The 25,993-nt window shown below is 72.6% G+C and carries 18 protein-coding genes; 14 read left to right on the top strand and 4 right to left on the bottom strand.

What is annotated here, in order from left to right; genetic code table 11:
* Positions 1 to 164: 164 nt before the first annotated feature.
* The 5 genes from G4D85_RS36680 to G4D85_RS36660 all read left to right on the top strand — a co-directional run bounded on the left by G4D85_RS36680 (position 165) and on the right by G4D85_RS36660 (position 12,617).
* The gene (locus G4D85_RS36680) at positions 165 to 6,515 is read left to right on the top strand and encodes a non-ribosomal peptide synthetase (protein WP_164018755.1); all 6,351 of its coding nucleotides are present in this window, start codon (positions 165 to 167) and stop codon (positions 6,513 to 6,515) included.
* Between the two features lie 12 nt (positions 6,516 to 6,527).
* Entirely contained in the window at positions 6,528 to 8,942 is a 2,415-nt protein-coding gene (locus G4D85_RS36675; RefSeq protein WP_164018754.1) for a beta-ketoacyl synthase N-terminal-like domain-containing protein, read from the top strand.
* Between the two features lie 42 nt (positions 8,943 to 8,984).
* A complete protein-coding gene (locus G4D85_RS36670) occupies positions 8,985 to 10,595 on the top strand; it encodes a cyclic peptide export ABC transporter (RefSeq protein WP_164018753.1) in 1,611 nt (536 codons plus the stop codon).
* A gap of 97 nt (positions 10,596 to 10,692) precedes the next feature.
* Positions 10,693 to 11,718, top strand: coding sequence for a hypothetical protein (locus G4D85_RS36665; RefSeq protein WP_164018752.1), 1,026 nt, complete (start codon positions 10,693 to 10,695; stop codon positions 11,716 to 11,718).
* Positions 11,715 to 12,617, top strand: coding sequence for a polysaccharide deacetylase family protein (locus G4D85_RS36660; protein ID WP_164018751.1), 903 nt, complete (start codon positions 11,715 to 11,717; stop codon positions 12,615 to 12,617). The genes G4D85_RS36665 and G4D85_RS36660 overlap by 4 nt, the downstream gene beginning before the upstream one ends.
* On the opposite strand, the gene G4D85_RS36655 is transcribed toward G4D85_RS36660, so the two are convergent.
* Both G4D85_RS36655 and G4D85_RS36650 read right to left on the bottom strand, forming a co-directional pair.
* On the bottom strand, positions 12,604 to 13,248 hold the full coding sequence (locus G4D85_RS36655; protein ID WP_164018750.1) for a DUF4349 domain-containing protein: 645 nt from the start codon (positions 13,246 to 13,248) through the stop codon (positions 12,604 to 12,606). The genes G4D85_RS36660 and G4D85_RS36655 overlap by 14 nt on opposite strands.
* Positions 13,249 to 13,372: 124 nt before the next feature.
* Complete coding sequence (locus G4D85_RS36650; protein WP_164018749.1) at positions 13,373 to 13,576, bottom strand: hypothetical protein; 204 nt, start codon at positions 13,574 to 13,576, stop codon at positions 13,373 to 13,375.
* A 141-nt stretch (positions 13,577 to 13,717) separates the two neighbouring features.
* On the opposite strand from G4D85_RS36650, the gene G4D85_RS36645 reads away from it, so the two are divergent.
* The 8 genes from G4D85_RS36645 (at position 13,718) to G4D85_RS36610 (ending at position 23,208) form a co-directional block, all read left to right on the top strand.
* On the top strand, positions 13,718 to 14,320 hold the full coding sequence (locus G4D85_RS36645; protein WP_164018748.1) for a hypothetical protein: 603 nt from the start codon (positions 13,718 to 13,720) through the stop codon (positions 14,318 to 14,320).
* A gap of 48 nt (positions 14,321 to 14,368) precedes the next feature.
* Positions 14,369 to 14,881 carry an FHA domain-containing protein gene (locus tag G4D85_RS36640; protein WP_164018747.1) on the top strand — a complete coding sequence of 171 codons (513 nt, stop codon included), beginning with the start codon at positions 14,369 to 14,371 and terminating at the stop codon, positions 14,879 to 14,881.
* Positions 14,882 to 14,942: 61 nt separating this feature from the next.
* The gene (locus tag G4D85_RS36635; protein ID WP_164018839.1) at positions 14,943 to 16,226 is read left to right on the top strand and encodes a Stp1/IreP family PP2C-type Ser/Thr phosphatase; all 1,284 of its coding nucleotides are present in this window, start codon (positions 14,943 to 14,945) and stop codon (positions 16,224 to 16,226) included.
* 46 nt (positions 16,227 to 16,272) lie between these two features.
* A complete protein-coding gene (locus G4D85_RS36630) occupies positions 16,273 to 16,494 on the top strand; it encodes a hypothetical protein (protein ID WP_164018675.1) in 222 nt (73 codons plus the stop codon).
* A gap of 111 nt (positions 16,495 to 16,605) precedes the next feature.
* Positions 16,606 to 19,581 (top strand): carboxypeptidase regulatory-like domain-containing protein, encoded by a 2,976-nt coding sequence (locus G4D85_RS36625; RefSeq protein WP_164018746.1) that lies wholly within the window; start codon positions 16,606 to 16,608, stop codon positions 19,579 to 19,581.
* 62 nt (positions 19,582 to 19,643) lie between these two features.
* Complete coding sequence (coaBC, locus tag G4D85_RS36620) at positions 19,644 to 20,864, top strand: bifunctional phosphopantothenoylcysteine decarboxylase/phosphopantothenate--cysteine ligase CoaBC (protein WP_164018745.1); 1,221 nt, start codon at positions 19,644 to 19,646, stop codon at positions 20,862 to 20,864.
* A gap of 204 nt (positions 20,865 to 21,068) precedes the next feature.
* A complete protein-coding gene (locus tag G4D85_RS49905; RefSeq protein WP_240359716.1) occupies positions 21,069 to 22,172 on the top strand; it encodes a uracil-DNA glycosylase in 1,104 nt (367 codons plus the stop codon).
* 28 nt (positions 22,173 to 22,200) lie between these two features.
* On the top strand, positions 22,201 to 23,208 hold the full coding sequence (locus G4D85_RS36610) for an alpha/beta hydrolase (protein ID WP_164018744.1): 1,008 nt from the start codon (positions 22,201 to 22,203) through the stop codon (positions 23,206 to 23,208).
* A gap of 30 nt (positions 23,209 to 23,238) precedes the next feature.
* Here the strand turns inward: G4D85_RS36610 and G4D85_RS36605 are convergent, their stop codons facing one another.
* Positions 23,239 to 23,979 (bottom strand): hypothetical protein, encoded by a 741-nt coding sequence (locus G4D85_RS36605; protein ID WP_164018743.1) that lies wholly within the window; start codon positions 23,977 to 23,979, stop codon positions 23,239 to 23,241.
* Positions 23,980 to 24,225: 246 nt separating this feature from the next.
* On the opposite strand from G4D85_RS36605, the gene kdd reads away from it, so the two are divergent.
* Complete coding sequence (gene kdd / locus G4D85_RS36600) at positions 24,226 to 25,257, top strand: L-erythro-3,5-diaminohexanoate dehydrogenase (RefSeq protein ID WP_164018742.1); 1,032 nt, start codon at positions 24,226 to 24,228, stop codon at positions 25,255 to 25,257.
* Positions 25,258 to 25,348: 91 nt separating this feature from the next.
* Here kdd and G4D85_RS36595 read toward each other — a convergent pair whose 3' ends face one another.
* On the bottom strand, positions 25,349 to 25,969 hold the full coding sequence (locus G4D85_RS36595) for an ankyrin repeat domain-containing protein (RefSeq protein WP_164018741.1): 621 nt from the start codon (positions 25,967 to 25,969) through the stop codon (positions 25,349 to 25,351).
* Positions 25,970 to 25,993 lie beyond the last annotated feature (24 nt).

Below are 25,993 nucleotides of genomic sequence, written 5' to 3'. Positions count from 1 at the left end.
ACGTCGAGGGCTCTTCATCCCAGCACCGAATACCCGCCTGGCTGGCGTCTCGTGTCCGCAATGCTTGACGCAATTTGCGCAAGCGGCCCAGTGTCTCTTCCGGCGATGCAGTGGCTCGGTGGCTCATGCGCGAACGAACAGGGAACTCATCAGGACAGCCCCCCATGGAGCTTCCGCTCACCCAGGGCCAGCAGGCGCTGTGGCTCCTGCGCGAGCTGGTGCCCGACGGAGACGCCTACCACGTCTTCCGTGCGGTGCGGTTGCTCACGCCGCTCGACGTGGAGGCGTTCCTCCATGCACTGGTGGCGCTGACCCGGCGTCATGCCGCGCTGCGCACCACCTTCCACCTCCGCGACGGAGCGCCGCACCAGCGCGTCTCGGAGGAGGCCTCCATCTGCTTCGAGCAGGTGGATGCAAGGGCCTGGAGCGGGGCCGCGCTGGAGGAGGCGCTCTCGGCCGCGGCCCGCGAGCCGTTCGACCTGTCACGGGGGCCGCTGCTCCGGGTGCGCCTCCACGCGCGGCGGGATGGGGACGTGCTGCTGCTCTGCGCGCACCACATCGTCGTGGACCTCGCCTCACTGGTGCTCCTGGTGAGGGACCTGGGCGAGCTGTACGCCGCCCGGCTGGAGGGCCGGCCGGACCGCCTGCCGGAGGCCGGGCATCCAGCCGAAGCCCTGGCCGCGGAGCAGGCCTACCTGGCGAGGGAGAGGGCGTTCGAGGACGAGCAGTACTGGCGGCAGGTGGTGGAGGGCGTCGAGCCGCTGGCGCTGGCGGGTGACAGGCCACGGCCTCCCGCGCGGGGCTTCGGGGGCATCACCGTCCCTGTCGTGGTGGAAGCCGACACCTCCGGGGCGCTACTGCGCCTGGGGCGGGCCTGGGGCGTCACGCCCTTCACGCTGCTGCTCGCGGCGTTCCGGGCCTTCCTGTTCCGGCACACCGGGCAGGAGGACCTCGCCGTGGGCGTGCCGACGCAGGGGCGGCGCGAGGCCCGGGTCCGCGAGCTGGTGGGCTATCTGGTCAATCCGCTCCCGCTGCGCTGGCGCGGCAACCCGGAGGCGCCGTTCCGGGAGTGGGTGGAGCAGGCGCGGCAGTCGGTGAGCGAGGGCTTGAGGCGCGCCGCCTTCCCCTTCCCGCTCATGGTGGAGCGCAGCCACGTGCGGCGGGGCTCCCCACACAGCCCCGTGTTCCAGACGCTGTTCGCGTATGAGCGGGGGCCCCGCTCGCATCCCGGGTTCAACGCGCTCATCGTGCCCCGGCCGGGGAAGGTCGTCCGGGTGGCCGGGATGGAGCTGGAGCCCGTGGAGGTGCGCTCGACGAGCGCGCAGGTGGACCTCTCCCTGGTGATGACGGAGCTGGATGGCGCGCTCCATGGCACGCTGCAACTGAGCACGGACCTGTTCGGGCCCGCGGCCGCGACGGCGCTCGCGGAGCGCTGGAAGGTGTTCCTCGCGGCGATTGCCGCGAACCCGGAGGCCCGGGTGCACGCGTTGGACGTGCCCATGGCCCAGGTCCGGGCCCTCACCGAGGCGGAGCGCCTCGTCATCACTCGCGCGAACGAGACCGGGCGCCCGCATCCCTGGCTCGAGCGTGGGGTGCACGAGCTGTTCGAGGCCCAGGCCGACCTGAGACCGGAGGCGCTGGCGGTGGAAGCCGCGGGCGAGCGCCTGACGTACGGGGAGCTGGAAGCCCGGGCCAACCGGCTCGCCTCCGCGCTGCGGGCGCGCGGCGTGGGGACGGAGTCCCGCGTCGGGGTGTTGCTCGGGCCGTCGGCGGATTACGTGGTGGCGCTGCTCGCGGTGCTCAAGGCGGGGGCGGCCTACGTCGCGATGGCCCCGGAGACTCCGCCGGAGCGGGTGGGCCGGATGCTCGGCATCGCCAGGGCCACGCTCGTGGTGACGGACGCGCGACTCGCGGCGCGAGTCCCGGCCGGGGCCGCCGGGGTGCTGAGGATGGACGCCGAGCGCGAGCAGTGGGCGCGGGAATCCGACGCGAGGCGCTCTCGTGCGCCCTGGCCCCGGCAGCTCGCGTATCTGGTGTTCACCTCGGGCTCGGCGGGCACACCGAAGGGGGTGGAGCTGGAGCACGAGGGGCTCGCCAACCTGGTGTGCTGGCACGCGCGCCGGTACTCGCTCCAGCCGGGAGAGCGGAGCACGCAGGTGGCGGGGCTCGGCTTCGATGCCTCGGTCCTGGAGGTGTGGCCCCCGCTGGTGAGCGGAGCGGTGCTCTGCCTCGCCGACGAGGCGACCCGGCTGGAGCCGGAGCGGCTCGGCCGGTGGCTGGACTCGCTCGGGGCGGTGGTGGCCTTCGTCCCGACTCCGCTGGCCGAGCGGCTCCTGGTGGAGGCCGCGTTCCATGGCGAGAAGCTCCGCGCCCTGCTCACCGGCGGGGACCGGCTGGCGAGGCGTCCGGGCGCGGGAGCTCCGTTCGTCCTGGTCAATCACTATGGGCCCACGGAGTGCACCGTCGTGGCGACCGCGGCGGACGTCGGCGAGGAAGGGGACGGGAAGGCGCCCTCCATCGGCCTGCCCATCGACAACCTCCGGGCCTACGTCCTGGACGCACGGCTCCAGCCCGTCGCGCCCGGCGTGTCCGGCGAGCTGTACCTGGGCGGGCTGGGCGTGGGCCGGGGGTATGCCGGGGCCTCGGACCTCACCGCGGAGCGCTTCCTGCCGGACCCGTTCAGCCCCACCGCGGGCGCACGGATGTACCGGACGGGAGACCTCGTTCACCAGTCCGGGGACGGGCGGCTGGAGTACGAGGGGCGGGCCGACCAGCAGGTGAAGGTGCGGGGCTTCCGCATCGAGCTGGGAGAGGTGGAGTCCACGCTCATCCTCCACCCCGCCGTGCACCAGGCCGTCGTGCTGGCGCGCGAGGACGTGCCCGGCGACAAGCGGCTGGTGGCCTGGTTCACCGCGCGCGCCCGGCCCCCCGAGCCCTCCGAGCTCCGCGCGTTCCTCAAGGAACGGCTGCCCGAATACATGGTGCCCTCGGCCTTCGTGAGGCTGGAGGCGCTGCCGCTCACGCCCAACGGCAAGGTGGACCGCACGGCGCTGCCGGCACCGCGAGTGGAGGAAGGGGCGCGAGGCGAGCCGGCGCGCACGGAGGAGGAGCGGCTGGTGGCGGCGGTGGTGGCGCGGGTGCTGGGGCGAGAGGCCGTGGGAGTGGAGGAGGACTTCTTCGAGCTGGGAGGGCACTCGCTGCAGGGCGTGCGGGTGGTGGCGGGAGTGAGGGAGGCGCTGGGGGTGGAGCTTCCGCTGAAGGCCCTCTTCGAGGCGCGCAGCGCCCGGGGCCTGACGCGGGTGGTGGAGGAGGTGCGGGCGCGGGGGCGGCCGAGGCGGCGGGTGGAGCGAGGGGAAGGCCCGGCGGAGGTGACGGCGGGGCAGGTGGGCATGTGGCTGCAGTACGAGAAGGACGACACGGGCGCGGCGTACAACGTGCCGGTGGTGGTGAGGCTGCGCGGGCCGTTGCGGGTGGAGGCGCTGGAGTGGGCGCTGGGCGAGGTGGTGCGCCGGCACGAGGCGCTGCGCACGGGACTGGTGCTGGAGGGCGGGCACCTGCGGGCGCGGGTGGAGGAAGGGGCGGGCGTGGAGTGGGAGGTGGAAGACCTGGGCGCGGTGCCGCCAGGGGAGCGCGAGGCAGCGGCCCGGAAGAAGGCGCAAGAGGTGGGGCGGCGTGCCTTCCACCTGGGAAGCGGCAGGCTGGTGAGGGCGGCGCTGCAGCGGCTGGGGGAGGAGGAGTGGCAGTGGGTGCTGGTGGTGCACCACGTGGCGACGGACGCGTGGGGGTTGAACCGGGCGGTGGAGGAGGTGGCGGCGCTGTACCGGGCGCGCGTGGAGGGAAGGGACGCGGGGCTGGAGGAGCCCGGGTTGAGGTTTCGCGACTACGCCCGGTGGCAGCGGGAGGAGGAGGCGTCCGGGGAGTGGGCACCGGCGCTGGAGTCCTGGAAGCAGAAGCTGGGCGGGCCGCTGCCGGTGCTGGAGTGGCCGTCGGACACGCCGCGGCCCGCGGTGGCCGGGTATGAGGGCGCGCGCCAGCCGGTGGCGGTGGACGCGAGGCTGACGCGGGAGCTGAGGCGGCTGGGGCGCCAGGAGGGGGCAACCCTCTTCATGGTGGTACTGGCGGGCTTCAAGGCCCTGCTGCGGCGCTACACGGGCCAGGAGGACGTGGTGGTGGGCTGCCCGGTGTCGCAGCGCGTGCAGCCGGAGCTGGAGTCGGTGGTGGGCCTGCTGCTGAATACGGTGGCGGTGCGCACGCGCGTGGAGGCGGGCGCCAGCTATCAGCAGCTCCTGGCGCGGGTGCGCCAGTCGGTGGTGGAGGCGCTGGCCCATCAGCACGTGCCCTTCGAAAAGGTGGCCGCGCGACTGGAGGCGCCCTCGCGCGCCGGACGCAGCCCCGTCTTCCAGGTGATGATGACGCTGCAGGGCGTGCTGGTGGAGGCGCCCGACTTCGGGACGCTCGAGGCCACGGCGGAAGCAGGGGAGACGGGCACGGCCAAGGCGGACCTCTGCCTGGAGCTGCGCGAGGAGCGCGAGCAGCTGGTCGGGTGGCTCGAATACAGCTCCGCCCTCTTCTCGCCGGAGCAGGCGGGAGAGATGGTGGAGCAGCTCCTGTCCCTGCTCGCGGAGGCCTGCCGCGCGCCTGAGCGCGCCATCCAGGCACTGGAGCTCGAGCCGGCCGAGCGCCTCGCGGAGCGGCTCGCGCGCTGGAACGACACGCGCGCCGGGTACCCGGACGTGAGCGTCCATGGACTGTTCGAGCAGCAGGCCGCGCGCACCCCGGACTCCGTCGCCCTGAGGGCCGGCTCCGAGCGCGTCACCTACGCGGAGCTCGAGCGCCGCGCGAACCGGCTGGCCCACCGGCTGCTCGCGCTGGGGCTCGGACCGGAGGGGCGGGTCGGCCTGTGCCTGGACCGCTCCGTGGACATGGTGGTTGCGCTGCTCGCCGTCCTCAAGGCGGGAGGCTGCTACGTCCCGCTCGACCCGGCCTTCCCGGTGGAGCGGCTGGCCTTCATGGCGCGCGACGCGGGCCTGTCCTCCCTGCTGGTGCAGGGGGCGCTGCGCAGGCAGCTCCCGGACGACGGCGCCGTCCCGGTGATGGCCCTCGAGGAGGCCCGCGGCGAGGAGCTCCCCGACACACCCCCCGCGGTGGAATGCTCCGCGGCGCGGCTGGCCTACATCCTCTACACCTCCGGCTCCACGGGACGCCCCAAGGGTGTCGCCGTCGCGCATGGGGCGCTCGTCAACTTCCTCACGAGCATGGCGCGGGCGCCGGGGCTGCGTCCGGACGACGTGCTGCTCGCCGTGACGACGCTGTCCTTCGACATCTCCCTGCTGGAGCTGGTGCTGCCGCTCACCGTGGGCGCGCAGGCGGTCATCGTCCCGCGCGAGGTCGCGTCGAGCGGCACGCTGCTGCGCGAGGCGCTCGAGCGCGAGGGGGCCAGCGTGATGCAGGCGACTCCGAGCACCTGGCGCCTGCTGCTGGAGGCCGGCTGGACGGGAGGGCCGGGGTTCCGCGCGTTGTGTGGCGGGGAGGCGCTGGGGCGAGAGCTGGCGGAGGCGCTCCTCGCGCGCACCGGTGAGGTGTGGAACCTGTACGGCCCCACCGAGACCGCCGTGTGGTCCAGCCTCTGGCCAGTCACCCATGCGACAGGCACGGTGCCCCTCGGGCGTCCCATCGCGAACACGGCGATGTACGTGCTGGACGCGGGCCTGCGTCCGGTGCCGCGCGGCGTCCCGGGCGAGCTCTTCATCGGCGGGCACGGCCTGGCTCGCGGGTACCACGGGCGGCCGGACCTGACGGCGGAGCGCTTCCTGCCGGACCCCTTCGCGGGGACGCCGGGGGCGCGCATGTACCGCACGGGCGATGTCGCGCGCCACGCGCCGGACGGCACGCTCCACTACCTGGGCCGGACGGATGCCCAGGTGAAGGTGCGCGGGCACCGCATCGAGCTGGGCGAGCTGGAGGGGGTGCTGACCTCGCACCCCGCCGTGGCCCGGGCGGTGGCGTTGGTGACGCGGGAGGGCGGGGGAGAGGGCCAGCTCGCCGTGTTCATCGTGTGGCGCCCCGGGCAGGAGGGCACGGAGGAGGAGCTGCGCGAGCTCGTGCGGCGCCAGCTCCCGCCGTACATGATGCCGCAAGCGCTGTGGCGCATCGATGACGTCCCCCTCACTCCCAATGGGAAGGTGGACCGCGACGCCCTGCGCGGAGCCACCTCCAGGCCCATCCGCTCGGACCGCGTGGCGCCGCGCACGCAGACCGAGCAGGCCCTCGCGAGGCTCTGGGAGCAGGTGCTCGAGCGAGGGGAGCTCGGTGTTCACGACAAGTTCTTCGAGGTGGGTGGCGACTCGCTGCGGCTCATGCGCCTGTACGAGCTGCTGGAGCGCTCGTGGCCCGGCGTCCTGCGCGTCGCCGACCTCTTCGAGCTCAACAGCATCGAGGCGCTCGGGCGCCGCATCGACGCGAAGCGGGCCCCTCCGGCTCCGGCCGGCGGCAGGGCCCGGGCCATCAAACTCTGACGAGGTTCACGGATGACGGAGATTGCAATCATCGGGATGGCGGGGACGTTCCCCGGGGCGGGCGAGGACCTGGAGCGATTCGCGGACCTGCTGGACGCGGGCACGGACCTCGTGGGCCCTGTCTCCGCGGAGCGCAAGCGCGACGCCGGGGTGCCCGAAGACGTCGACGTGCCCCCGGTGGCGCTGCTCGAGCGCATCGACGCGTTCGACCCGGCCTTCTTCGGCCTGTCGCAGTGGGAGGCCGAGCACATGGACCCCCAGCACCGGCTCGCGCTCGAGCTGGCCTGCCGGGCGGTCTACGACGCGGGCCATGGGCCGCGGAGCCTGCGGGGCAGCAGGACCGCGGTGGTGCTCTCCCCCGGCCGCGCCGGCTACTCGGAGCTGCTGGGGGAGACCGGCTCCGCGCTGTCGATGGGGAACCTTCAGGCCGCCGCGGCGGGCCGCATCTCCTATCTGCTGGACCTGCGGGGGCCCGCCTTCGTCATCGACACGGCCTGCTCGTCCGCGCTGGCCGCGGTGCACCTGGCCTGTGGGCAGCTGCGCGCGGGCGTCGCGGACCTGGCGCTCGCTGGCGGCGTGGCCTGCCACACCCGCCTGTTCACCTGGGCGCAGTGGGGCGTGGGAGGTGTCATGTCTCCCCGGGGCCGCACGAGGGCCTTCGACGCGGACGCGGACGGCATGGGCGCGGGGGAGGGGGGCGCCCTGGTGCTGCTCAAGCGGCTGCCGGACGCGCTGCGCGATGGAGACCCCATCCGGGCCGTCATCCTCGGCTCCGTGACGACCCAGGACGGCGGGCGCTCGAACGGGCTCGCCGCGCCCAGCCCCGTGGCCCAGACCGAGACGGTCCGCCTGGCCTGGCGCGACGCGCGGGTCCAGCCCGAGTCCATCTCCTTCATCGAGGCGCACGGCGCGGGCACGCGCATCGGCGACCCCATCGAGCTGCAGGGGCTCGCGGCCGCCTTCGGTGAGCAGGTGTCGCGGCGCGGCGCCTGCGCCATCGGCTCGGTCAAGGCGAACATCGGCCACCTGGACGCGGCGGCGGGCATCGCCGGGCTGGTGAAGGCGGTGCTCTCCCTGGAGCGGCGGCGACTCTTTCCGACGGCGCACTTCCAGAAGCCCAACCCCCTCGTCGACCTCGCCGCGTCCCCGCTTCGCGTCTGCACCCGGGGCGAGGACTGGGAGGGCCCGCGGCCGCGCCGCGCGGGGGTCAACGCCTTCGGCATCAGCGGCACCAACGTGCACGTCGTCCTCCAGGAGGCCCCCGAGCCCCACTCCCCGCGCGAGGACGCCCCGGAGCCCTGGCTCTTCCCCCTCTCCGCCCGGAGTGACGGGCAGCTGCGGCAGCTCTGCCAGCGGCTCGCCACGCACCTGGAGCGCCGCGCGGAGCACCCGAGGGACATCTCGTTCGTCCTCGGAGTGGGACGCGACCACGGGCCTCACCGGATGGCCCTCGTGGCCCGTACCCTTCCCGAGCTGCTGGCGGCCCTGCGGGCGGGCTCCGTCCAGGCAGGGGCCGTCGCTCCCGCGGAAGCCCGGCCGGTGGTCTTCCTGGTGTCCGGCGACGCCCGGCTTTCTCCCGCCGCCCGGGAGCGGCTCGGCGCCGAGCCCCGCTTCCGCGAGGCCCACGCCGAGTGCGCCCGCGCCGCGCGAGCCGCCAGCGAGGTGTCCACCGCCTTCGCGGACCTCTATGCGCTCATCCGCTTCTGGGAGTCGCTGGGGGTGAGCGCCGAGGTGATGATGGGGACGGGGCTGGCCCACCACGTCATCGACGCGGTGCTGGGGCAGTGCTCGCTCGAGGAGGCGCTCTCGGCGGCCGCCACCGATGCCGGTGCCCCCCTCGCCGTCGAGCGGCTGCGGGAGGCGCTGGCCACGCTGGCGGAGCAGCGGCCGGTGTTCCTGGACCTCGCCGGGGGCTCGCTCCCGGACGTCGTGGCACGGGCCGGGACGGCGACGCTGGTGCGGGGCGCGGGTGGCTCGCGGACGGAGCTGCTGGAGGCCCTCGCCCGGCTGTACGAGGCGGGAGGCGCGGTGGACTTCACGCGGCTCCACTCGGGACGCGGGGGTCGCCGCGTGAGCCTGCCGGGCCCGCCCTTCGCGCGCACGCGGTGCTGGCCAGCCCTTGAGCCGGTGCGGGCGCCGGAGCGTCCGGTCCCCATGCCTTCCACTGCGCCATCGCCCTCCGAAGGGGGCAGTGCCCGCGAGCGCATTCGCGGGTTCGTCGCGGCGCGCTTCTCCACGGAGGATTTCTCGGACGAGGAGTCGCTGCTCCAGAACGGCATCATCGATTCGATGGGGGTGATGGAGTTCGTCTCGTTCCTGGAGCGCGAGTTTGCCATCATCATCTCCGACATGGAATTGCTGCCGGAGAACCTGGAGTCGGTCCAGCAGGCGGTGGCCTTCGTCGCTCGGAAGCGCGCGCATGGCTGAGCGGCTCCACGTCATCGCGGCGCCCGGCCCGGGGAGGGCGGCATGAATCGGGTGCTGCGCTTCCTGCTGCGCGTCTCGCCCCGGCAGCTCGCGGTCGTCGCGCTGACGGGCCTGCTGGCGGGCATCAGCAGCACGGTGCTGCTGGTGTACATCAACTCCCTGCTGCGCAGCCCGGAGGCCCGCGCGAACGGCGTGGCTGGCTTCGTGGGGCTGTGCCTCGTGCTGCTGGCGTCCCGCAGCGTGTCGCAGTTCCTGCTGGTCCGGCTCACCTATGGAGCGCTGGTCCAGCTCCGGATGTCGGTGTGCCGCCGCATCATCGCCACGCCGCTGCGGCGCATCGAGGAGCTGGGCCGGCCCCGCCTGCTGGCCGTGCTCACGGAGGACGTGGCCTCGGTGGGCAACTCCGTGCCGGGCCTGGCACTCACGTTCTGCCATCTGGCCATCATCCTGGGCGTGCTCGTCTACCTGGCCCTGCTCGACCCGGGGTTGATGCTGTTGCTGCTGGGGGCGGCGGCCGTGGGGCTGCTCACCTATGCCCTGCCGGTGCGCTACGCCCTGGCCGCGCTCCAGCAGGCCCGCATCTACCAGGACCGGTTGTACCAGGGGCTGCGTGCCGTGCTCGACGGCATCAAGGAGCTGCAGCTCCACCGCGCGCGGCGCGCGGCCTTCCTCGACGAGGAGCTGGCGAGCGCCCTGCGGCTGGTGCGCGAGCACAACACCCGCGGCACCGGGACCTACGCGGTCGCTGCCGGATGGGGCGAAACGCTCTTCCTCGCGGGGCTCGGGACCTTCCTGCTCGTCGCCGGCCCGGAGGCTTCCGGAGAGACGCTCATGTCGTTCGCGACGGCGATCCTCTATCTGGCGGGGCCCCTGCAGGCGCTGCTGGGCTGGCTGCCGATGCTGGGCCGCGCCAGCATCGCCCTGGAGCGCATCGAGGCCGTGGGAGGCTCGCTCCTGGACCCGGAGCCCACCGAGGTGTCGGAGGCGCGCCCGCCCGACGTCATCGAGCTGCGCGGCGTGCGCTACAGCTACGGCACGGGGCGGGAGGCCTTCGCGGCGGGGCCGCTGGACCTGCGGCTGCGCCGGGGCGAGGTCGTCTTCATCGTTGGCGGCAACGGCGGTGGGAAGACCACCCTCACCAAGGTGCTGACGGGCCTCTACACGCCGGACGCGGGGACGGTGTGCCTGGACGGCACGCCGGTGGAGGACGGGGACCGCGAGCGTCTGCGGCAGTGCTTCTCGGCCCTCTTCCCGGACTCGCACCTGTTCGAGCGCTTCGACGGGGTGGAGGCCGACGATGCGGCGATGAACGCCCGCATCGAGTCGCTGGGACTGGCCCACAAGGTCCAGTCCCACGACAAGGCCTTCTCCACCGTCGACTTGTCGCAGGGGCAGCGGCGCCGGCTGCTGCTCGCGCTGGCGCTGCTGGAGGACCGGCCCTTCTACGTCTTCGACGAGTGGGCCGCCGACCAGGACCCCGGCTTCCGCGCCCACTTCTACGAGCGCGTGCTGGCGGAGCTGCGGGCCCGGGGCAAGGGCATCCTCGTCGTCAGCCATGACGACCGCTACTTCGGGGTGGCGGACCGGGTGCTGCGCATGGAGGACGGCTGCCTCCGGGAGCAGGGGGTGAGCGCCGCGGCGGGGACTTCATGAGCCGCGCGGGTCAGGCCGGAGGAGGACCGCATGTCGGAGCGAACGTCGAACGCCCCCGGGAGGGGGGCGGGAGGAGGACGAATGGGAGCGGCAGGCCATGAGCGGTGAGCGCGCGGTGGAGATTCCGCTGTCCCTCAAGCACCTGCCGGGGGGCCGCGTGGTGCGCATGACGCGCGAGACGGCGCCCGACGTCGCGCGCTTCCACGAGGAGTTCGCGGGCAACCAGCGGCTCACCGCGAAGGTCCTCGAGTACGAGTACCTCCACAACCCCATCCCGGGCGGAGGCCTCTACTGCGCCGTCGACGCCACGGGGCGCATCGTGGCGACGCAGGGGTGCGTGCCCCACCGGCTGCGCCGCGGCGCCGCGGAGCTCGACAGCCTCATGCTCGAGCGGGCCCTCTGCCGGCCGGACCTCCAGAAGACCGGAGTCCAGGTGATGCTGGGTTCGGCCGGGCTGAGGGACGTGTACCCGTCCTCCGAGTGGCCCCTGCTCTGGGGCAAGACGTCCCTGGCCAGTCCCGCCACGCTTGCCTGCGGCGTCGACTACCGCAAGCGGCTCGACGCGGGAGACACGCCGCCGGCCGCGCCGCCCCACCTGCACTTCGTGGAGGGCCTGGGCCCGGACGCGCTGGGGTTCCTGGAGCGCGTCTACGCCGCGCATCCCGACACCTGCTTCCTCAGCCACACGCCGGCGCTGCTGCGGTGGATGGTGCTGGAGAACCCCTTCGTGCGCTTCACCACCGGCGTGCTCCAGGGCGCCAGCGGCATCGAAGCCGTCGCCATCGTGCGCGCCGCGTGGGAGGGAATGGCGCGGGTGGACGAGCTGCTGACGCTGCCCGGCGCCGACCTGGACGCGCTGGTCCGGGCGCTGGAGCTGGAGCTGCGGCGACGCCAGTTCAAGGGCATCCGCTTCGTCCTCAACGGCCTCCACGCCCCCGAGGCGCCCCTGGGCGAGGTGCTCGTGGCCCGGGGGTTCTCTCACGGACAGGATGGCTCGCTGCTCAACGTGCGTCATGGCTCCCGCTCGGCGCGGGAGATTCTCAGCCACTGCGCCATTTCAGGCCTCTGGGCGCCGCCCTTCTGGGCCGCGGCCGGCGTCCCGCCCCGGAGCACGACACCATGAGCCAGATGGCGCTCACGTTCGACGACCTGCCCGTCCACGAGACGCGGCCGCCGGGGAGGTCCCGGCTTGGCATCACCCAGGCCATCATCGATGCGCTGCGCTCCCAGGGCATCACCCACGCCTGTGGGTTCGCCAACACCTCCGTCGAGGTGGACCACCCGGGCGAGCAGGCCGAGGCGCTGTTCCGCGCCTGGGTGGGCGCGGGCTTCGAGCTGGGCAACCACGGGGCCCGGCACCTCAACCTCAACCGCCGCACCGCCGACGAGTTCCTGGCCGACGTGGACGCCGCCTCCTCCTACCTCCACGAGCGCTTCCCCGGCGCGCCAGGGGCACACTTCTTCCGCTACCCCTACCTGGCGGAGGGAGACACCCCTGACAAGCGCGCGCTCGTGCGCGAGGCCATCGCGGCGCGAGGCCTGAAGGTGGCTCGTGTCACCCTGAACTTCGGCGACTGGCTCTGGAACTGCACCTACACCGAGTGCCACGCGGCGGGTGCCCTGGAGCGGCTGCCCATCCTGGAGGAGACGTTTCTGGACGCGGCACGGCGGGCGCTCGAGGCCGCGCGTGTCACCTCCCACGCCCTCTTCGGGCGCGACATCCCCCAGGTGCTCCTGCTGCACAACGGCGTTTTCACGGCGCGGATGCTGGACCGGCTGCTGACGCTCTACCGGGAGCTGGGCGCGGGCTTCATCCCCCTGGACGAGGCGCTGGCTGACTCCGCCTATGACTGGTCCCACCTGACGTGCCACGAGCCCCGGGGCGAGTCCGGCTATAGCTGGTTCCACCAGCTCGCCAACGCCCGGGGTGTGGCGGCGACCCTCCCGCTGGAGCCGCCAGAGGCGGAGGTGCGCCGCATCCGCAAGGAGGTCAAGGAAGGGACGACGCCTAGTCCCAGATGAACAGCCACTTCACGGCCTTGCCCAGGCCGTAGAACACCCAGCCCACGGGGCCGGGGCGCACGGGGCGCTGGAACTCCAGGCTCACCGTGGCCAGCGCCACGTGGTCCTCCAGGGACTGCACCCGGGCCTTGAGGGACTCGTACTCCGCGGTGACGCGCTCCAGCTCCTTCTCCACCCGGAGGGTGTCCTCCACGCTGACGGCCCGCTGGAGCAGCTCCAGGTAGCGCTCGCGGACGCGCTCCACGTTGGCCAGCCGGACCTTCAGGTCCTGGTGCGCCTCCGTCACGTCGTCGGCCGTCACCGTCTGCTTCGCCACCTTGCCCAGCCCGGACACGGCCCCGAGGAACCCGTCCAGGCGCTCCGCGGGCACCCGCACCGTGGCGGACTCGGACGTCACCCGCCAGGCGTACCCTCCGTGCTCCTTTGCAAGCGACACGGCCTGCTTCGGGCCCTGCTCCGGGTCCTTGCGCTCCAGCTCCAGCGAGGCGGTGCGGACGATGGACCGGTTTGCCTCGAGCGCCCCCGGGGCGCCCCCCGTCACGGACAGCGCTTCAGACCGGGACTGGACGGACGGCGCCGCACTGGAACAGGCGGCGAGGACGAGCAGAGAAGCGAGGAGGAAGAGGCGCACGGGGTTCCTTATCGGAAGGGGCAGGGACGGCGGCTGCCCTCCAGGACGCGCGCGGAGGGCTCGCGGTTCCGTACGCCCCGTGCGGCAGGGGTCCTTCGATTCAGCGGTACAGCGGGTCTCTCGTTCAGGAGGCCCGGACCGGGGGGACCTGGGCGGGAGCCACCCCGTCACCCTCGTAATAGATGCTGGCGCTGCCCTTCTCATAGACGACGAGCACCCGATCACTCTGCTCCAGCAGGTCGGAGGCTTTCTCCGTGGCCTTGCGAACCAGGGCGTCGAACTGCGCCGGGCGTTGCTTGCTACCCGCCCGGACTGTCACGACTGGCATGCGGTGTCCCGCTCCTTGTGTCCCGCGGCGGGGGGTTCCAGGAAGGACCCGGCCCTTCACCCATCCGCGAGTAACGGACGTGTCATAGCCAAGGGAACACTTCGTTGACAAGCGCCCCGCACCATGGCGGGAAGGAGGTCCATGAACCGCAAGCTCCCCGTTTTGCTGGTTTTTTCGCTTGGTCTCACCTCTGTCGCCCATGCCCAACCCGAGCGCCCGACCGAGCACGTCTCACCCACGCCGGCCTGGCTTCCCCGAGGCCTCTTCCTGGGGACGACCATTCGTGAGGGGGCCGTCACGCCCCGGGTGAAGGTGCAGTGGCAGTTCACCTTCTACCAGGAGCGCAAGGACGCCTTCGCGCTGCTGCTGGAGGGAGGCCTGGGGTGGGCCGTCGGCTTTCCAGACCCCCGCCCGGACATGCCGCACACCTCCCTCGGCTCCTTCTATGAGCACTCCGCGCAGGTGGGCATCGGCTACCGCAACCACCTGCCGAACGACGTGCACTGGGGCTTCCAGGTGACGGGCGGCCCCGTCTTCTATGGCGCCCACTTCGATGGGGGCCTCCCCGCGGACCACCGCTCGGCCGGCATCGTCGAGGGCCGCATCCACCTGGGCTACCAGCTCGGCGCGACGGCGGTGGGCCTCGCGGTGGGCTACTCCGAGCCCTTCGGCCTCAAGCGCCGCAGCCTCGGCCGCTACTTCGTCGGTGGCCCGATGGTCGGGTTATTCGTGGATTGGCGCTAGACTCCGCGTAGAGTGCACTCGCTGACATCTTCTACCCGCACCCTTGGTATGTCCGAGCCGCTCAGCGCCCATGTCTCGCGGTACCTGCGCAATCGCGGCGAGTTCGAGCGCCAGTTGCCGCCCGCGCTGCTCGTCTTCGCTCCGCCCGCCGTCGCGCGCGGGGCCGAGGGCGAGGAGGAGTACCGGCTGAAGACGGTGACGAACGCGGGCGCTCCCACGCTGGGTGCGAGCGAGTCGGTGGTGTTCCCGGTGCTGAAGTCCCGGACGAATGCCTTCGGCCGGGGAATCACGGTGGGGCGCACGGGCAACAACGACGTGATTCTGGACGACGGGAGTGTGTCCCGGTTTCACGCGTGGTTTGCCCGCGAGGAGGGTCAGGAGGGGTTCCTCCTGACGGACGCCGGCTCCAAGAACGGCTCCTGGCTGGGAGGGGCGCGGCTTACCCCCCGGCGGGCCAGGCCGGTGGAGGATGGTGCCCGCCTGCGCTTCGGCCAGGTAGAGGTGGCCTTCTACACGGCCAGCGGTTTTCTCCGGATGCTGACCGTGAGGATGGCTCCCTGAGCCTTGCCACGTCTTCGGCGGCCTGCGTAACGTGCGGAGTCGCCCTCTGTCACACACGGGAGTGTTCGCGGTGGCCTTGAACACAGAAGCCTTCGGACTGACCGACGTCGGCCGCAAGCGGCAGCACAACGAAGACGCGATGCTGGTGGATTCACCGCTCGGTCTCTACGTCGTCGCCGACGGCATGGGCGGCCACGCGGCCGGAGAGGTCGCCAGCGCCCGGGCCACCGAGGTCGTCAAGCAGCACATCACCGCCAACCGGCACCTGCTGAAGGACCTGGGGAACAACCCCACGGCGGACAGCCGCTCGGCGGCGGCGGCGCTGGTGGAGGTGGCCGTGCAGCGCGCCTGCGCGGACATCTACCGCACGGCGATGACGGACGCGTCCAAGCGCGGCATGGGCACCACCTTCGTGTGCCTCGCGGTGGGCGGCAACAAGGGCGTCATCGGCCATGTCGGTGACAGCCGCGTCTACCTGGTGCGCCACGGCCAGTGTCACCGGCTGACCGAGGACCACACGCTGGTGGCCGCGCAGCTCAAGGCCGGCACGATTACGAAGGAGCAGGCCGCCGCGTCGCAGTACCGCAACGTGATTACGCGCGCGGTGGGCATCCAGGAGTCCGTCCAGGTCGACACGCTCATCGTGGACCTGGTGCCCAACGACGTGTTCATCCTCTGCTCGGACGGCCTGCACGGCTACGTCGAGGACGAGGAGATCCTCCCGCTGGTGTCCAGCATGGCGCCGGCGGACCTGCCCAAGCGCTTCATCGACATCGCCAACGAGCGCGGCGGCAAGGACAACATCACCGCCGTGGTGGTGAAGGTGGCCGGCGAGGGCGCCACCGTCAGCGAGGAGACGAGCGAAGCGCAGTCGCGCATGGAGGCGCTGCGCAAGATTCCGCTCTTCCGTCACCTCACCTACAAGGAGCAGACGGCGGTGCTGTCCATCGCCACGACGCGCACGTACCCGGCGGGCCGGGAAATCGTCGTGGAGGGGCAGCCGGGCGAGGAGCTCTTCGTCGTCATCCGCGGCCGGGTGGCGATTGAGAAGAACGGGGTGGAGATCGCCGAGCTGCGCGCCGGTGGCCACTTCGGAGAGATGGGGCTCATCGACAACGCGCCGCGCTCGGCGACGGTGCGGGCCACGGAGCCCACGCGCACCATGGTCATCTCCCGTCCGGACCTGATGGGGCTGATGAAGCGCGAGTCCATCCTCGCGGTGAAGATGCTCTGGAGCTTCGTGCAGGTGCTGAGCGACAGGCTCCGCGCCACCAACTCGGAGCTGAGCGAGGCCCGCCAGGAGCTGGCCGTCGCCCAGGCCATCCAGCCCTTCGCCGAGGAGTAGTCAGACGGCCCGCGTACCCTCGCGGCGTTCCATTCCTGGAGGGCGTATGGCGAGGGCGGCGGGTGGGGATGTGGTGGTGCAGTTCCTGGGCGAGGTGGCGGAGCTGCGGAAGGAGCTGCGGGGAGCCCAGACGGACGTGAGGTTCCTCTCGTCCAGCCTGGGCTCCGCCATCGCCCAGCTGGCGTGCATGCGCGTGGCCATGGACTCCATGAAGTCGACCCTGGAGTCCGTGCAGCAGCGGCTGGGCGCGCTCGAGGACAAGCACTAACGCGCGGGACTGACGGCCCGGGGAGCGTCCGAGAAAGGACGCGTCCGGAATTTCCATCGGGAATTGCCCGTTCCGGGCCCGACCGCGCGTTATGGTCCTCGCGGCGTGCGCATGCGCAACTGGATCCTCATAGGGTTGACGGCGGCTCTGCTGGTGGCGGCTGCTGCCTGGTATGCGTCGGGCCCGGACTCCAGCTCCCGGACTTCTGGCGCCACGTCCGAGACGCCGAAGGCGACGGCGCTCCCCGCGTTCTCCGCGGTGGAGGTGTCCTCCGGAGCCGATGAAGGGCTCGCCCTGACGGGCCGTGTGCTGGACGCCTCGGGACGTCCGGTGTCGGGTGCAGAGGTGTCGCTGGCGGCCAGCGCGGAGAAGACGCTCGCGGACGTCCGCTGCGACGAGTGCCAGCAGGCGCTGCTGTCCTGCCAGGCACGCGAGACGTCGCTGCAAACGCTCACCTTCTTCGAGCACCAACACGGCTTTCTCACCCCCCGCGCCACGACGACGACGGACGCGCAGGGACGCTTCCGCTTCGAGCACCTGGCGGGAGTCTCCTTCTCCGTCTGGGCGAAGGCGCCGGGGCTGGGCGTGGCGCTGCGCGAGCGGGCCGCGCCCGGAGACCCGGTGGAGCTGTTCCTCCCGCCGCTGCGGAGCATCGGCGGGCAGGTGGTGGACGACGCGGGCCAGCCGGTGCGGGGCGCGCGCGTCCACGCGGTGTCGCGCCGCGTGCCGCTGCCTTTCGAGGCGACGGCGGGCGCGGACGGCGTCTTCTCGCTGGAGGGACTCGGAGAGGGGCCCTTCTACGTGCTGGCCACGGCCGAGGGCTACCTGCCCGCGGTGGAGCCGCAGGTGGAGGCGGGCCCGCAGCCGGTGCGCCTGAAGCTGACGCCCGCGCGCACGCTGGAGGTGCGCGTCACGCGGAACGGCGAGCCCGCCGCGGCCACGGTGCGCCTGCGCGCGGACCACCTGTCGCGCGAGCTGCGCACCGAGGGCGAGCCGCTGCGCTTCACCGGCCTGTTCCCCGACGAGGTGGTGGTGACGGCCGAGGCCCCCGGGCTGGGCGCCGCGCCGCGCACGCTGACGCTGGAAGCGCGCGTCACCCAGGTGACGCTGGAGCTGGAGGTCGCCGGCAAGCTGCTCGTCACCGTGGTGGACGAGCAGGGTGAGCCGGTGCCCCAGCCGGAGCTGCTGCTGCGCACCACCCGGGGCGACCTCATCCGCCGCGAGCGCGTCGCCACCGGGGCGATGGCGGAGCTGGGGCCGCTGGCCGCGGGTGACTACGTGCTGGAGGGCCACGCGGAGGGCTTCCGCGACGCGCAGCTGCCGGCGAAGGTGGTGCAGGGCGAGACGACGCTGGAGCTGGAGATGGAGCGCGCCACGCTCATCAGCGGCCAGGTGATGGACGAGTATGGCCGGCCCGCGCCGCGCGTCTCCGTGCTGGTGCAGCCCACCGGCGAGACGGTGCTGGCGGACGCGGATGGCCGCTTCGTGGCGCAGGTGCCCACGGCCGGCCTCTACGAACTGCACGCGCACCACTCGGAGTGGGGTGGCGGGCAGGTGAAGGTGACGGCGCCGGCCAGCGGAGTGCAGCTGGCGCTGGAGCCTCGCGCGGCGCTGGAGGTGACGGTGTCGTCCGCGGGCCGCCGGGTGGAGGGCGCGGACGTGGTGCTGTGGGTGGAGCAGGAGGGCATCTTCCGGAGCGACCGTGCGTCGGGCTCGGACGGCGTGGTGCCCATGCGGGGCATGCCGGCGGGGACGTACTGGATGATGGCCTCGCACCCGGACTACCTGCCCTCGGACCGCAAGCAGGTGACGCTGGAGGACGGGCAGACGCTGAAGCTGGAAGCGGAGCTGAAGCCCGGGGCGCCGCTGACGGGCGAGGTGGTGGACGGGCAGGGGGCTCCGGTGGCCGGGGCCACGCTGGTGGTGGTGCCTCGCGGCGCCGAGCCGGTGCAGAGCGACGCGCGCGGCCACTTCGAGTTCCGCTCGTTGCGGCCGGACCGGGGCTACCGTCTGGAGGCGAAGCACACGGGCTATGACCAGGTGGAGCGCGCGGAGGGCAAGGCGGGTGGCCCTCCGGTGCGGGTGGTGCTCAAGCGCCGCGACGTCTTCCGGGGCCGCGTCGTGGGCGACGACGGTGCGCCGGTGCGGCGCTTCCGCGTGGACGAGCACGAGGTGAACAGCCCGGACGGCCGCTTCGAGCTGCCGCTGGCCACCGCGGGCGAGCGCATCATCGCCGCGGTGGATGCGCCGGGCTACGAGCCGACGATGGTGGACCGGCCGGCGGCTCCGGACCTGGGCGACCTGGTGCTGCAGAAGCTGCCCAGCGTCTCCGGCCTGGTGCGCGACACGGCGGGCGCGCCGGTGGCGGACGCGGTGGTGACGTGTGACGTGTGCGACGAGTCCGTGATGTCGGGCCCGGACGGCGGCTTCACGCTGGCCAGCCCGCCCTACGTGCCGCGCTTCACCGTGTCCGCGCGCAAGGGCCGACTGAGCGGGACGCAGTCCATGGAGCGTGGCTCACGCGGCCCGGTGGAGCTGACGCTCCGGCAGGCGACGCGGCTGAGCGGCAGGGTGTACTCGGCGGACGGGCGTCCCGCGGCCGGCATCGAGGTGGAGGCGGTGAATGGCGACCGCAGCGAGCCGCTCACCATCGTCACCGGGCCGGACGGCGGCTACAGCGTGGAGGTGTCGCCGGGCAACTACCGCTTCATGCTGGGCCCCAACCGCGAGTTCTCCGGAGAGCTGGCGCTCGTGGTCCAGGTGGACGGCGCGGAGATGCACCTGGACCTGGGGCCCGCGCCGGGCACCGCGTCCCTCACCGTGCAGCTCAAGCCCGAGCGAGGCAAGGCGCTGTGGCTGGTGGCGGGCGAGGTGGGCAGCGTGGGCAACCCTCCGGCCACGGCGCTGATGCGCTCGCGCTGGGCGCAGCTCGTGTACCAGCCGCGCGGTGAGCAGGTGGTGTTCAGCGGGCTGCCGCCGGGGCGCTACACTCTCGTGTGGAGCCACTTCCACGTGGAGACGCCGGGTGGGCCGGAGGTGCGCGCGGTGGACGTGCCCACACGTGGCGAGGTGGCGCTGGGCCGTTGACGCGGTGGCACCACCGTGCGGCCTGGGTTGCGAGCCAGCGGGCGTGCGCATTAGGAAGCCGCATGGACGTAACGGCACTGAAGGGCCGGCGGGTGGTCGTCGGTGTGGGCGGCGGCATCGCGGCATACAAGGCGTGCGAGCTGGTGCGTGAGCTGGGGCGCGCCGGGGCCGAGGTGCGGGTGGCCATGACGGAGGCCGCGCGGCAGTTCGTCACCCCGCTCACCTTCCAGGCGCTCAGCGGCCACCCGGTGCTCACGGACTACTTCGACCCGGCACAGGAGGGGAACTTCGGTCACCTGGACCTGGCGCGGTGGGCGGAGGCCTTCGTGGTGGCCCCCGCCACGGCGGACCTGCTGGCGCGGCTGCGGGTGGGCATGGCGAACGACGCGGTGACGACGTCACTGCTGGCCTTCCGGGGCCCGGTGGTGCTGGCCCCGGCGATGAACGTGGCGATGTGGGACAACGCGATGACGCAGGAGAACGTGGCGGCGCTGCTGGCGCACCCCCGCTTCACGCAGGTGGGGCCGGGCGCGGGGCTGCTGGCCTGCGGTGACGTGGGCGAGGGGCGGCTCGCGGACGTGCCCAACATCGTCGCGGCGGTGGCGGCGCGCTTCGGAGCGGGGCCGCTGGCTGGCAAGAAGGTGCTGCTGACGGCGGGCCCCACACGAGAGTTCCTGGACCCGGTGCGGTTCATCTCCAATCCGTCCACGGGGAAGATGGGGCTGGCGCTCGCGCATGCGGCGCGGGGGCTGGGAGCCGAGGTCACGGTGGTGCTCGGCCCGGTGGGCCCGGTGGACCGGGGCGGGCTGACGGTGGTGGACGCGGTGAGCGCGGACGACATGGCGCGCGAGGTGCTGTCGCGGGTGGAGACGGTGGACGCCTTCATCGCCACCGCGGCGGTGAGTGACTGGCGGCCGGAGACTCGCGCGGAGCAGAAGGTGAAGAAGGGCCCGGCCTCCTCGCTGGAGTCCCTGCGGCTGGTGCGCACGCCGGACGTGCTGGCGGAGGCGTCGCGCAAGGTCTCCGCGATCGCGAAGCGGCCCCTGCTGGTGGGCTTCGCTGCGGAGACGGAGCGGGTGCTGGAGCATGCGCGGGAGAAACTGGAGCGCAAGGGGCTGGACGCCATCGTCGCCAACGACGTGACGGCCCCTGGCGCGGGCTTCGGCACGGACACCAACCGCGTGACGGTGCTGACGCGCGCGGGCATGCAGCGGGAGCTGCAGGGCACGAAGCACGAGGTGGCGCGCGCCATCCTCGAGCTGTTGCTCGTGCCCCGGCGGTAGGGTGCCGGGCTTGGAGCCCTCGCCACACGAGCGTTCTGCCCACACTGTGAGCAGCGCTTCCGGGACAGGGGGTTGCGGGCCTCCGCCAGAGGAGCGGACGACTCCGGGAGTGACGCCGGGCTCGCCCCTGCGGTAAGCGTACTGACGCCTCCGCCGGCCGCTTCCTTGCGCCCGCCCCCTTCCTCCGCTACCGATCCAGTCAACGTGAACGACGACTCCCTCGACTCCTCGCAGGAACTGAGCTCCGTGCTGGACGAGGTGCGCCGCCATCTGCTGTGGCAGGAGGAGGCCGGCGGCCGTGTGCTGATGATTGACGCGAAGGCGGCATCCGAGCTCCAGCGCTCCGCGCCTTCGCTCCGCTCCATCCTGGCCCGGGGCAACGGGGCTCCGGACTCCGGCACCGCGGCGGGCCGCCCTGCCGCTGTCCCTGCCCGGCCCCCGAGCGCTGTCCCGGACGCCCGGCCCATGGCTCGCCCTGGACCCTCTACGTCCAGCAGCCCCGGCGATGCTCCGATGCGCCCGGCGGTCACCGGGCCCATGGCTCGGCCTGGCCCTTCCACGTCCAGCAGCCCCGGCGATGCTCCGATGCGCCCGGCGGCCACCGCGCCCACCGGCTCGCCCCTGTCCGCGCGGGGCCCGGCTTCGCGCACTCCGCCCGTGGGTGGGGCGGGCCTGCTCGCGGACGTGCCGCAGCAGGCGCCTCACGCCCCGGGTCGGCTGCCGGGAATGGGGACCGGAGACCGGCCCACGCTGGATGAGATTCGCCGCGAGCTGGGCGACTGCCAGCGCTGCAAGCTGTGCAGCACGCGCAAGAACATCGTCTTCGGCTCGGGCAACCCGCGCGCGGAGCTCGTCTTCGTGGGCGAGGGCCCGGGGGAGAACGAGGACCTGCAAGGCGTCCCCTTCGTCGGCGCGGCGGGTGAGCTGCTGACGAAGATGATTGAGGCCATGGGCTTCCGTCGCGACGACGTCTACATCTGCAACGTCGTGAAGTGCCGGCCGCCCGGCAACCGCAACCCGGAGCCGGAGGAGATTGCCTCGTGCGAGCCGTTCCTGCGCGCGCAGCTGGCGGCCATCCAGCCGAAGGTGGTGGTGGCGCTGGGCAAGTTCGCGGCGCAGACGCTGCTGCGGGACAGCACGGCCATCACCCGCCTGCGCGGCAACTGGCGCACGTACGAGGGCATCCAGCTCATGCCCACCTTCCACCCGGCGTACCTCCTGCGCAGCCCGGCGGAGAAGCGCAAGGCGTGGGAGGACCTGCAGGCGGTGATGAAGGTCCTCGGCAAGCAACCCGGCTCGCGCGCCTAGCGGCGGGCCCTCGGAGGGGGAGACTCTTATGAAGGGACAGCTGGATACGCGCGAGCTGCAATCGCCCGCGCTGGAGGCGAACCCGCTGGGCGACCCGGCCCGGCGCCGGCTCACCGTGTACCTGCCGCCCGGCTATGGCGAGGGAGACCGACGCTACCCGGTCGTCTACTTCCTGCACGCCTTCGGCAACAGCGGCGGCACGTGGACCAACGCCGCGGGCTTCGGCCCCACCGTCCCCGAGCGGATGGACGCGCTCATCGAGTCCGGCGCGCTGCCGCCCGCCATCGGCGTCTTCCCCGACGGGTGGACGTCGCTCGGCGGCAGCCAGTGGGTGAACAGCGACGCCATCGGCCGCTACCGCGACTACCTGGCCAAGGACGTGGTGGGCTTCGTGGACCGCACGTACCGCACGCTGCCCAAGGCGGCCTCGCGCGCGGTGGTGGGCCACAGCTCCGGCGGCTACGGCGCGCTGGTGATGGGCCGCTACCACCCGGAGGTGTTCTCCCACCTGGGCGCGCACGCGGCGGACTCGTATTTCGAGTACTGCTACCTGCCGGACCTGCCCAAGGCGGCGACCTCGCTGCTGAAGTCGGGCGGCGTGGACGCGTGGCACGCGGAGTTCCGCAAGCGCGTGCGCGAGACGAAGATGCGCGGCGACGACTTCCCGGTGGTGAACACGCTGGCGATGGCGGCGGCGTACTCGCCGAAGAAGGGCGAGCCGCTGAACCTGGAGCTGCCCTTCGACGCGCAGACGGGCCGCATCAAGCTGGACGTGTGGAACCGCTGGCTGGTGCACGACCCGGTGCGCTTCGTGCCCAAGTTCCTGGACTCGTTCCGCAAGCTGAAGACGGTGTTCCTCGACTGCGGCACCCGCGACGAGTTCAACATCCGCTGGGGCACGCGCATGCTCGCGGACGACCTCAAGGCCGCCAACCTCGAGCTGGTGCACGAGGAGTTCGAGGACGGGCACTCCGGCGTGTCCTACCGCTTCGAGCGCTCGCTGGCGGTGCTGGTGCCGAAGCTGGCTCGCGAGTAGGGCGCTCTCGCGGAAGCGCGTCGCACGGGCTCAGCACCCGTGCGACGGGTAGTTGGCGGGCCAGAGGAGCAGCGTGCCCCGCGCGTCCACCAGCCGCACCCAGCCCCTGCGGTAGTACTTCTCCGTGTAGGAGTTGAAGTCCAGCACCTCCGCGTAGTCGCCGATGCGGCGCCCCAGGCTGAAGTCGCCGTCGTGGAAGTTGAGCTCCACCGGGCTCGCGTCGTGGCGGGGCTCCTCCCGGACAATCAGCAGCGAGTCCTCGCGGAGCAGTCTGCGGAACTCGATGCCCCTGTCCTCGAAGGCCTCCAGCGTGCGCAGGCTTTCGATGGTGATCCACGTCGCGGTGGGGCTGTCCGCGCCGCCCTCGCCGAGCCAGGCCTTCCGCCCGCTCCGGACGTCGAGCATGACGTGGGCGTAGCGCACGGAGACGCCGTGGTGGTTGAGGCGCTCGTGCTCGAAGGCGGGGAAGCAGTCCTCCTGTGAGCCTCCGGGGTCGACCCAGCGGCTCACCGGGACGGTCCTCGCGCGCGGGACGGAGCCAGCCGGCTCGAAGCCGAGGGCCCTGCGCTCGTACACGGGCACCTCGGGCACGGCGCCCTCGGGGAAGGTGACACAGACGACATGGGTGACGCCGCGCAGGTGGGCGTCGGGAATGTCCTCGCGCGGGGTGAAGACCTCCTGGGCGGAGGCCCTGGTGGGGAGCGCGAGCAGCGTCAGGACGAGGGCGCTGGTGGCGAAGACCCCGGCGCGGTGAGGAGGGTGGGTGACCATGCCCCTGTCCTTTGCACCCCTCGGGCCAGCCTCCGCGGAACGAACATTCCTTCGGAAGGTCGCGGCCTTGGCGGGAGGGGAGGGGCTTTCCCCGTGGCTGCCGGGCCACGCGGTGTGGCTGGATGACCTGTTCAGGAGGGGACGGAGCGGGGTGGGGTGACGTGGCGCTGGCCATCCCCCGGTGGGAGCGGGTAGACGCAGCAGCGTGCGCGCCTCGCGGCGCTCGGACCTTCAGGGAGACGGAACATGGGCATCGACCTCTACGGGCTGTCCCGCGTCGTCGGAGAGAGTGGCGTGCTGCCGCAGCGGGCGCGGAAGTTGGACGCTTCGCTGCCATGCCGCGAGGCGGAGCTGCTCATCGACGTGGAGAGCCTCAACATCGACGCCGCGTCCTTCAAGCAGATCAAGGGCGAGGTGGGTGGGGACTCGAAGCGCATCGGCGAGCGCATCCAGGAAATCGTCCGCGAGCGCGGGAAGATGCAGAACCCCGTGACGGGCTCGGGCGGCATGCTGATTGGCCGAGTGAAGGAGCTGGGCCCCAAGCACCCCGCGCGCGAGCTGCTCAAGGTGGGGGACCGCATCGCCACGCTGGTGAGCCTCACGCTGACGCCGCTGGTGATTGAAGAGGTGAAGGCCGTGCACGCGGACATCGACCGCGTGGACATCCGTGGCCATGCGCTGCTGTTCGCCAGCGGCATCTTCGCGAAGCTCCCATCGGACATGCCGGACACGCTGGCGCTGGCGGCGCTGGACGTGTGTGGAGCTCCAGCGCTGGTGGCCCGCCATGTGCGGCCGGGGATGACGGTGGCGGTGCTGGGCGCGGGCAAGAGCGGGGCGCTGTGCCTGGCGCAGGCGCGGCGCAACCTGGAGAGCCGCGGGAAGCTCATCGCCCTGGACGTGTCGCAGGGGGCGCTGGACCTGCTGTCCTCCATCGGCCTGTGCGACGCGGCGCTGAAGGTGGATGCCACGCAGGGCGTGGACGTGATGGAGGCGGTGAGCCGGGCGACGGACGGCCAGCTCTGCGACCTGGTGGTCAACTGCGCCAGCGTGGGCAACACGGAGATGGCCACCATCCTGTCCGTGAAGGACGGGGGCACGGCCATCTTCTTCTCCATGGCGACGAGCTTCACCGCCGCGGCGCTGGGCGCTGAGGGCGTGGGCAAGGACGTCACCATGGTGGTGGGCAATGGCTACGTGCCCGGCCACGCCGCGCTGACGCTCGACCTGCTGCGCACCGAGCCGGAGCTGCTCCAGCTCTTCGCCACCCGGTACGTCTGACCCCAGGGGCTCACCGCGCCGACGCGGAGGGCTTCAGCACTTCGCCACCCGGAGCGTCCAATACGGGCCTCACGGGTGGGAGCGGGACGCTTCACCGCGCCGACGCGGAGGGCTCCGGAGTCACGGGAGCCACGGGAGCCACGGGCGCGGCCGGTGCCTGCGTGGCCGCCCAGTCCTGGGCGGAGCGGCCACTCGCATCGCGAACCTCGGGCGAGGCGCCCTGCTTGCGCAGTTGCTCCACCACCTCCGTGCGGCCGAAGAGGGAGGCGAACATCAGCGCCGTCTGACCGAGGCCATTGGCCTGGTCCACGGCGCAGGGCTGCTGGTTGAGCAGCCCGACGATGTCCGCGTAGCCCTTGAAGGCCGCACCCATCAGCGCGGTGTTGCCCCGGTTGTCACCCGCGCAGGCATCCGCGCCAGCAGCGAGCAGCGCGCGCACTGCGTCGGTGTGGCCGTGGTACGCGGCAAGGATGAGGGGCGAGAAGCCCCGCGCGTCACGGGCCTCCACGGGGGTGCCGGCCTTGATGAGACCAGTCACGACCTCCACGTCGCCCGCGCGAGCAGCGGCGAGCAGGTAGCGCTCGGCCTCGCTCGTCGCGAGCAGTCGGCCCGCGGGCGCGGGCGCTGCGCGAAGCGACAGCCACGCGGCGGTGAGCAGCGCGCCGACCAGCATCAGCAGACCGAACGTTCCGAGCAGCAGCTTGCGAACCATGAGTCCTCCGGGTTTCCGCCCACT

Origin of the sequence: Pyxidicoccus trucidator, assembly GCF_010894435.1 — a bacterium.
Classification (GTDB): Bacteria; Myxococcota; Myxococcia; order Myxococcales; family Myxococcaceae; genus Myxococcus; species Myxococcus trucidator.
The sequence above is the reverse complement of the archived record's forward strand: the minus strand, read 5'-3'. Positions and strand labels throughout refer to the sequence as shown.